Raw genomic sequence first — 7,621 nt, 5'->3', positions numbered from 1 at the left:
CCCCTACCTCCTCTCTCCCCTTCCCCCCTCCCAGAAAGCGCGGTTGACGATGACGCAGGCCAGCGCATCCGAAATGGGCTCCAGCTTCGACTGGCTGCTGAGTGACATGGTCCGGAACGTGCCGGAGATCGGTCACGCGGTCCTCCTGTCGACGGACGGCCTGCTGCTCGGCGCCTCCGCGGAGATGCGCCGCGACGAGGCGGAGCGGCTGTCCGCCGTGGCCTCCGGCTTCCACAGCCTGGCCAAGGGTGCGGGACGGCACTTCGGCGGCGGTGCGGTCCTTCAGACGATGGTGGAGATGGAGGCCGGGTTCCTCTTCGTCTGCTCCGCGGGCGACAACACCTGTCTGACGGCACTGACCCGGCAGGGCGCCGACATCGGTGTCGTGGCGTACGAGATGGCCATGCTGGTCAAGCGCCTCGGAACCCATCTGTCCGTGGACTCGCGCGGCGAGCCGCTGCCGGGCGGCGGGAGCGCGATGTGACCTCGGCCGAGTGGGTCGACGACGCGGCGGGTCCCGTCGTACGCCCGTACGCCATGGTCCGTGGGAGGACCCGCAACGAGGGCTACTGGTTCGACCTGGTGGCCTTCGTCGTCTCGTGCGTCGACACCCTTCAGCACCGGGTGGAGATGCAGCCCGAGCACGAGGCCATCCTCACGCTGTGCCGCAAGCCGCGACCCGTGGGCGAGGTGGCGGCCCGCATGAACCTGCCGGTCGGGGTCGTCCGGGTGCTGCTGGGCGACCTCCTGGACGCGCGGGCCATCCGTGTGCGCCGGCCGGCCGACCCGTCCGCACGGCCGAGCCTGCGTCTCCTCAAGGAAGTACTGGAGGGACTCCGCGCGCTGTGAGGCGCCCCGCCGAGGGGCCTCTCCCCGCGCGGAGAGCCGCGACCCGCGAACCACGAACCGGCTCACCATCCTGTGCCGTGCCGCCCGGCACGGAACGAACAGTGAAAGGGCATGCCCGCAATGTCAGAGGTGCTACAGAACGGCGCCGCCGCTCCGGGCGACGACCTGCCGGAGGCCGCGAAGATCCTCGTCGCCGGGGGTTTCGGCGCGGGCAAGACCACACTGGTCTCGACGATCAGCGAGATCACCCCCTTCCACACGGAGGAGACGCTCACCCAGTCGGGCGTCGGTGTCGACGATCTCTCGGGGATCGAGCGCAAGGAAGTCACCACGGTCGCCATGGACTTCGGCAGGATCACCGTCCACGACCGGCTCGCGCTGTTCCTCTTCGGGACCCCGGGTCAGGACCGCTTCTGGTTCATGTGGGACGAACTCGCCGCCGGGGCGCTCTGCGCGGTCGTACTGGCGGACACCCGCAGGCTGGCCGCGTCGTTCCCCGCCGTGGACTACTTCGAACGGCGCGGGCTGCCGTTCGTCGTCGCCGTCAACTGCTTCGACGGCGCCCGCGCCTACCCCCCGGAGACGGTCCGCCGCGCGCTCACCCTCGGGGCCGATGTGCCGGTGCTGCTGTGCGACGCACGGCAGCGTGGCTCGGTCAAGGAGGTCCTGGTCCGGGCGGTCGAGCACGTCCTGCGCCGGGAGACGCGGCACGCGGCCCTCATCTGAGAGGCGGGGCCGCGCGGCCGCCCTGAGCGCTGTCACCGAGTGCTCTCACCGAGCGCTGTCGCCAACTGCTCTCACCGGGCGCTCTCCCCGAGTGCCCTCACCCGAAGGTGAAGGAGTACGCGCTCAGCCCCGGCGACAGCTTCACGTCGAGGGTCCCGCTGCTCGGGTTGTCCCCGTGGACGAGGGTGTAGATGTTCGGCGCGCCCGACACCTTGTACGTGGTGGTCCTGCCGTCGAGCGTGCTGGTGATCGTGCCCGTACCGCTCACGTCGAGGTACACGTCGTCCGCGGAGAACGCGAGCTTGAGGCCGGCGCCCCGCTTCGCCGTCAGTGACTCCTTGCCCACCGACCAGGTGCCGTCGAGGGCGAAGGCGTTCTTCGGCAGGGCCCCCGAGGGCGCGGTGAACCGGTGCACGCCGTCGGAGAGCCTGCCGCCCACGTAGGAGCCCGCGCGCTCGGAGCCGAGGTAGGTCTCCGGCGTCATGTCGTCGTCGGTGGGGGTGGTGTCCTGGACGTGTGTGGCGGGCGGGAGGCTCACACCGGGGTGCGCGGCCGTCAGCAGCTGCCGGATCAGCGACTCGCTGGTGTCGTACTCTCCCTCGCCGACGGCGACATGGCGCACCTCGCCCTTCGCGTCGATGAGGTACTCGGCGGGCCAGGAGTCGTTGCCGAAGTTGTTCCAGGTCGTGAACTTGTTGTCGAGCGCGATCGGATACGCCATGTGGAGCCGCCTGGCACCGGCCTCGACATCGGCGGGCACATGCTCGAAGGCGTACTCGGGGGAGTGCACGCCCACGACGACCAGCCCGTCCTTCTTGTAGGCGCGGTACCAGGCGTTGAGGTGCGGGATCGCGCGCTGGCAGTTGATGCAGGAGTACGCCCAGAAGTCGACCAGTACGACCTTCCCCTTCAGCGCGCTCGCCGGCAGCGCCTTGTCGTCCGGGGTGTTGAACCACTGCTGGATGCCGCTGATCGCGGGCGCTTTCCCGCAGTTGACGAGTTCCGGGCTCGGCAGCTGCGCGCAGTGCTGGAGGCCGGCGGCCCCCGCCGAGCCGAGCGCGCCCACCGCGCCTGTCGTGCCGAGCGCCTGGTCGAGCTTCGAGGTGTAGTCGGGGACGGCCCGCTGGAGGGCGTCGGTCACGTTGAAGGTGAGCGCCACGGCCAGGCCGATCACGACAAGGCCCGCCACGAAGCGCACACCGCGCTGCCGCTCGCGGAAGGCCCGTACGCGCTCCGCGACACCGCGGCCCGCGAGGGCGAAGAACAGCAGCGGGGCAGCCGTGCCCACGGCGAACGCGAGCGTCAGCGCGACCGTTTCGAGGCCGATCCTGTGGGTGGCGCCCGCGACGGTGATCGCGGCGAGTACGGGGCCCGCGCACGGCACGTACACGGCGCCGAGCGCGAGGCCCAGCACGAAGTCGCCGCGCTCGCGCTCCACCCGGCCGCCGCCCATCCGCGCGAACGGCCGCTCCAGCAGGTCCTGCACGGCGGGGAACATCATGGCGACACCCAGTACGAGCAGCACCACGAGCCCGGCCCAGCGGATGATGTCCTGGGGGACGGGCAGCGCGCTGACGATGAGCGTGCCGAGCAGGGTGAACACGCTGAAGCTCAGCGCGAGTCCCGCGACGATCAGGTAGGGGCGCCTGCGCACGCCGCCCGTCATGAAGACGACAGGCAGCACGGGGAGCACACAGGGCGAGATCCCGGTGATGAATCCGCCGACGAGTCCGATCAGTACCAAGGTGAGCACGGACTCACGCTAGTTCCGCGGCCTGTGCCGGACGGTGCTACGGCGGCCGCGGGGCGCCCCCTTCACCGAACCGTAAGAACTCGGGCGCACGGTCCGTACGGACTGGAGCGCACGGACTGGACCGTACGACTCGACGGCGCGGACTCGACGGTGGGGGCTCGGGAGCGCGACCCGCTGACCGGCCTGCCCGCACCGGCCGTACACGGCAAGGGTCTGCCCGGCCCGCCGTGCCCCTACGGGCCGTCCTACGCGTCGTCCTCGTAGATCTCGTCCGTCTCGCGACTCTCGTGGTTCTCCTGGCTCTCTTCAGCCACGCGGTCCCGGTCGCTCCCGGCCTTCTCGCGCGGCGGCCTGCGGGCGGTGGGCCGCCGCGGTCGCTCCGCTCCGCGCCGTACGTCCCGTGCCGGACGCCGTTCCCGTGCGTCTTCCGACGCGGTCTCCGACGCCCGTTCGGACGTCTGTTCCGACGACCGATCGCGGAGGTGCCTGCGCGGGCGTTCGGCCGGCCTCTCCACAGAACTCCCGCCCGAACCAACGGCCTTGCGCCGCACCTTGCGCCGTGCGCCACTCGTGTCACCGGCGCTCTCATGGACGCTCTCGGACGCGCCCTCCACGGCGGGCCGGGCGGAGTCGGCCGCCGAGTCCGCCGTCTCGGACAGTTGCTCGGCGGTGTCGGAGGCGGTGTCCGTTGCGCTCTTGGCGGCGTCGGACGCGGTGTCGGTGACGTCCTTGGTGGCCTCGGTGGCCCCCTTGACGGTGTCGGAGGCGGTGTCCGTGACGCCCTTCGCGGCGTCCGATGCCGTGTCCGCGACGTCCTTCGTGGCGTCCGCGGCGGCCCCGCCCACCTGCTCTCCGGCCTTGCCGACCCCGCGGCCCACCTCACGGCCCGCGTCGCCCACTCCGCGGCCGACCTCGCCCAGGGCGTCGCCGCCCGCGGACCCCACCTCCTCGACGGCGGAACCGACAGAGGAGGTGATCTGTTCGAGGATCTGGGGATTGCGGTCCACGGACTGGAGCAACCGCTCCACGACAGCGCCCACGGTGTCGAGGCGCACCTTCAGCAGGGCCTGCGCCTCCACGCCCTTGATCCCCAGGTCCACCCGCCCGAGCGCCACATCGGCCCCGACGTCGAGCTTCAGCAGGTCCAGTACCTGGGCATGCAGCGAGACCCGGGCCCGGAGATCCTCCACTTCCAGGTTGATCTCGTCGATGTTGAGGGTGGGAACGTCGAGCAGTACGTCCGGCTCGGTGCCGGCCTCGTTGCCGGTCCCGCTTCCGCTTCCGACTTCGGGCGACCGCCGTCCGTCCTGCCCGTCGGCATCGTCCATGTCGGCCGGCTCGGCCTCCACGACTTCGGGCTCGTCGGATTCGTACGCGTCCCGTATCTCGGAGTCGTCATCCACCCATTCACCATAAAACGGATGATTTGCCCTCGCCCCGCGAGTCCTCGACCGACGCCCGCCGGGGCCTTCAGGGAACACGGGGCCTTCAGGGAACGAGGTGGCCCGAGGCGCGGAACAGTTCGTACCACTCGGCCCGGGTGAGCGGGATCTCGGAGCCCCGGGCGGCCCCCGCGACGCGCTCAGGGCTGGTGGTACCGAGCACGACCTGCATCCGAGCGGGGTGGCGGGTGATCCAGGCGGTCGCGATCGCGATGGCGGGCACGTCGTACTTGCCGGCGAGGCGGTCGATGACCTCGTTGAGCTCGGGGTAGTCCGGCGAGCCGAGGAAGACACCCGTGAAGAAGCCGGCCTGGAAGGGGGACCACGCCTGGATGGTGATGTCGTTCAGACGGCAGTAGTCGACGATCCCTCCGCCGTCGAGGGTGACGGCCTGCTGCTCCGCGAGCATGTTCGCGGAGACCCCCTGAGCGACGATCGGCTGATGCGTGATCGAGAGCTGGAGCTGGTTGGCCACGATGGGCTGGCGCACGTACCGGCGCAGCAGGTCGATCTGCCGCGGGGTGTGGTTCGAGACGCCGAAGGCGCGCACCTTGCCGGAGGATTCGAGCTCGTCGAAGGCGCGGGCCACCTCTTCGGGCTCGACGAGCGCGTCGGGGCGGTGCAGCAGCAGGATGTCGATGCGGTCGGTCCCCAGGGCCGCGAGCGACTCCTCGGCCGACTTGACGATGTGCTCGTACGAGAAGTCGTAGTACGGGCCGTCCGTCACGATCCCCGCCTTGGTCTGGATCGTGATCTCGTCGCGCTGCGCGGGGCTCAGCGCCATCGCCTCGGCGAAGCGGCGTTCACAGCCGTGCAGCTCCCGCCCGTAGACGTCCGCGTGGTCGACGAAGTCGATGCCCGCGTCCCGCGCGGTGGAGACGAGTTCGCGGACCTCGTCGTCGGTCTTGTCGGCGATGCGCATCAGACCGAGCACGACGTTCGGGGCGAGGATGTCGGTGCCGGGCAGGGTGAAGGTCTTCACGATGTCTCCCTCTCAGACGATCAGGCCTGCACAGTACAAGCGGGACCACCCGCACGTGACGGGCGGCACGGCCCCACCGACAGCAGCCGCGAGCCCCACATCCCGGATCGCGCCTCGTGGCCCGTGCACCTCGGCGACGTCCGCGCGGCCGGTCGTCCGCTGCTCCTCAAGGGCGCGTCTGCAAGGCCGCCTCCTCAGGCCGCCTCCTCAAGGCCGTCTGCTCAGGACACTTCCTCAAGGACGCCTTTGCGGGCGAAGGCCGTCGAGCAGGAGGTCGAGAAGCCGATCGGCCGTGACCGCGTGGCCGGCCTGGTGCGCGACGGTGAAGATCCCGATCAGAGCGGCGGCGATCTCCTCGGCGGTGACGTCGGGCCGCAGGTCTCCCGCGGCGCGACCCGCGTCGAGGATCGACGCGATCGCGTCCAGGAGCTCGTCCCTGGTCCTGGCGTGGTCGACGACGTCGCACTCGATCACCGCAAGCAGTGTGTCGAGCATGCCGTTCTTCGTCGCGATCCAGTCACCGAACAGGTCCATCCAGCGCCGCATCGCGACGGCCGGGGCCACCTCGGCGAGCAGGTCCTGCGCACCGTTCGTGAGGCGGACGACCTGGTCACGGTAGACGGCCTCCACCAGGGACTCGCGGGTCGGGAAGTGGCGATAGAGCGTCCCGATGCCGACGCCGGCCGCACGGGCGATCGCACGCATCGACGTCTCCGCGCCGGGCGTCGCGAGCACGCGCGTCGCGACCATGAGCAGTTGTTCGCGGTTGCGCGCGGCATCGGCCCGGGGCGCCCGCGGTGTGGGACTGGTCAAACGGATCGCGCTCCGGTTATGTTGGATGTCATAACCGGAGCATAGTCCGTTTCGGGCTGGCTGGAACGCGAGGAAACGGGTACGGCATGCGGCAGCACGACACCGGCCATCGAGACGGCGTGAGCAGGGCGGTCCGGCTTGAGGCGTTCGGCGGACCAGAGGTACTGGCCCTCCAGGACGTGCCCGAGCCGAGGGCGGGTGACGGGCAGATCCGCGTACGCGTGACAGCGGCCGGGCTGAATCCGATGGACTGGTTCATGACCGCGGACGCCGAGACCGCGGCGCGGTTCGGCCTGAGCCTGCCCGCCGGGTTCGGGACCGACTACGCCGGATTCGTCGACCAGGTCGGTGCGGGCGCGAACGGCTACGCGGTCGGTGACCGTGTGTTCGGGGCGGCCCTGTCCCGGGCGGTCGCCGACCACGTCGTCGTCGATGCGGACGGGAACATCGCGAGCGGCGTCGCTCATCACAGCCCGGACGGCGTCGACGACCGCACCGCCGCCACCCTCCCGATCGCGGGCAGCACCGCGGCGGCCGCTCTCGACGTCCTCGGCCTCGGTGCGGACGACACGGTCCTGGTCGGCGGCGCGGGCGGCGGAGTCGGCGTGTTCGCGGTCCAGTTGGCCCGGATCGCGGGCGCGCGGGTCATCGGGACCGGCTCGCCGTCGTCGGCGGAGTATCTGCGAAGCCTCGGCGCCGAACCGGTCGCGTACGGCGAGGGCCTGGCCGGCAGAGTCCGCGGCCTCGGCGCGGGCCCCGTCACCGCGGCACTGGACCTGCACGGGACGGACACGGCGCACGCCGCCCGCGAACTGGGGGTGCCGGACGATCGCATCTGCACCATCGCGGGCCAGGTCGACGGCATTCCCGCCGCCAACGGCGCCAACGCCGCCCCCGACGCCCTGGAGAACATCGCACGCCTGGTCGCGGCCGGCCGCCTGCGCGTACCCATCGCGGTGGCCTTCCCCGTCGAGGACATCCGCACAGCCGTCGAACTCCAGGCGGCCCGGCACGTTCAGGGCAAGATCGTGATCGACCTCACCCCCCACCCCTGAC

At 71.1% G+C, this 7,621-nt stretch carries 8 protein-coding genes; 4 read left to right on the top strand and 4 right to left on the bottom strand.

Annotation, left to right across the window (positions count from 1 at the left end):
• The first annotated feature begins 49 nt into the window (after positions 1-49).
• The 3 genes from LCE31_RS33335 (at position 50) to LCE31_RS33325 (ending at position 1,575) form a co-directional block, all read left to right on the top strand.
• Complete coding sequence (locus LCE31_RS33335) at positions 50-484, top strand: roadblock/LC7 domain-containing protein (RefSeq protein ID WP_225021144.1); 435 nt, start codon at positions 50-52, stop codon at positions 482-484.
• Complete coding sequence (locus tag LCE31_RS33330; protein ID WP_225021138.1) at positions 481-849, top strand: DUF742 domain-containing protein; 369 nt, start codon at positions 481-483, stop codon at positions 847-849. The genes LCE31_RS33335 and LCE31_RS33330 overlap by 4 nt, the downstream gene beginning before the upstream one ends.
• A gap of 120 nt (positions 850-969) precedes the next feature.
• Positions 970-1,575, top strand: coding sequence for a GTP-binding protein (locus LCE31_RS33325; protein ID WP_225021142.1), 606 nt, complete (start codon positions 970-972; stop codon positions 1,573-1,575).
• 97 nt (positions 1,576-1,672) lie between these two features.
• Here the strand turns inward: LCE31_RS33325 and LCE31_RS33320 are convergent, their stop codons facing one another.
• From LCE31_RS33320 to LCE31_RS33305, 4 genes are all read right to left on the bottom strand, one after another.
• Positions 1,673-3,328 (bottom strand): cytochrome c biogenesis protein CcdA, encoded by a 1,656-nt coding sequence (locus tag LCE31_RS33320; protein ID WP_225021136.1) that lies wholly within the window; start codon positions 3,326-3,328, stop codon positions 1,673-1,675.
• Positions 3,329-3,573: 245 nt separating this feature from the next.
• Entirely contained in the window at positions 3,574-4,731 is a 1,158-nt protein-coding gene (locus LCE31_RS33315; RefSeq protein ID WP_225021135.1) for a hypothetical protein, read from the bottom strand.
• A gap of 85 nt (positions 4,732-4,816) precedes the next feature.
• Entirely contained in the window at positions 4,817-5,752 is a 936-nt protein-coding gene (locus LCE31_RS33310; RefSeq protein ID WP_225021133.1) for an aldo/keto reductase, read from the bottom strand.
• 234 nt (positions 5,753-5,986) lie between these two features.
• Positions 5,987-6,565, bottom strand: a complete 579-nt coding sequence (locus LCE31_RS33305) for a TetR/AcrR family transcriptional regulator (RefSeq protein WP_441349431.1) — start codon at positions 6,563-6,565, stop codon at positions 5,987-5,989.
• Between the two features lie 86 nt (positions 6,566-6,651).
• On the opposite strand from LCE31_RS33305, the gene LCE31_RS33300 reads away from it, so the two are divergent.
• On the top strand, positions 6,652-7,620 hold the full coding sequence (locus LCE31_RS33300) for an NADP-dependent oxidoreductase (protein ID WP_225021131.1): 969 nt from the start codon (positions 6,652-6,654) through the stop codon (positions 7,618-7,620).
• Position 7,621 lies beyond the last annotated feature (1 nt).

The organism is Streptomyces sp. 8L (assembly GCF_020176795.1).
Classification (GTDB): Bacteria; Actinomycetota; Actinomycetes; order Streptomycetales; family Streptomycetaceae; genus Streptomyces.
Note: the sequence above shows the minus strand (reverse complement) of the source record. Positions and strands in the feature narration are given on the sequence as shown.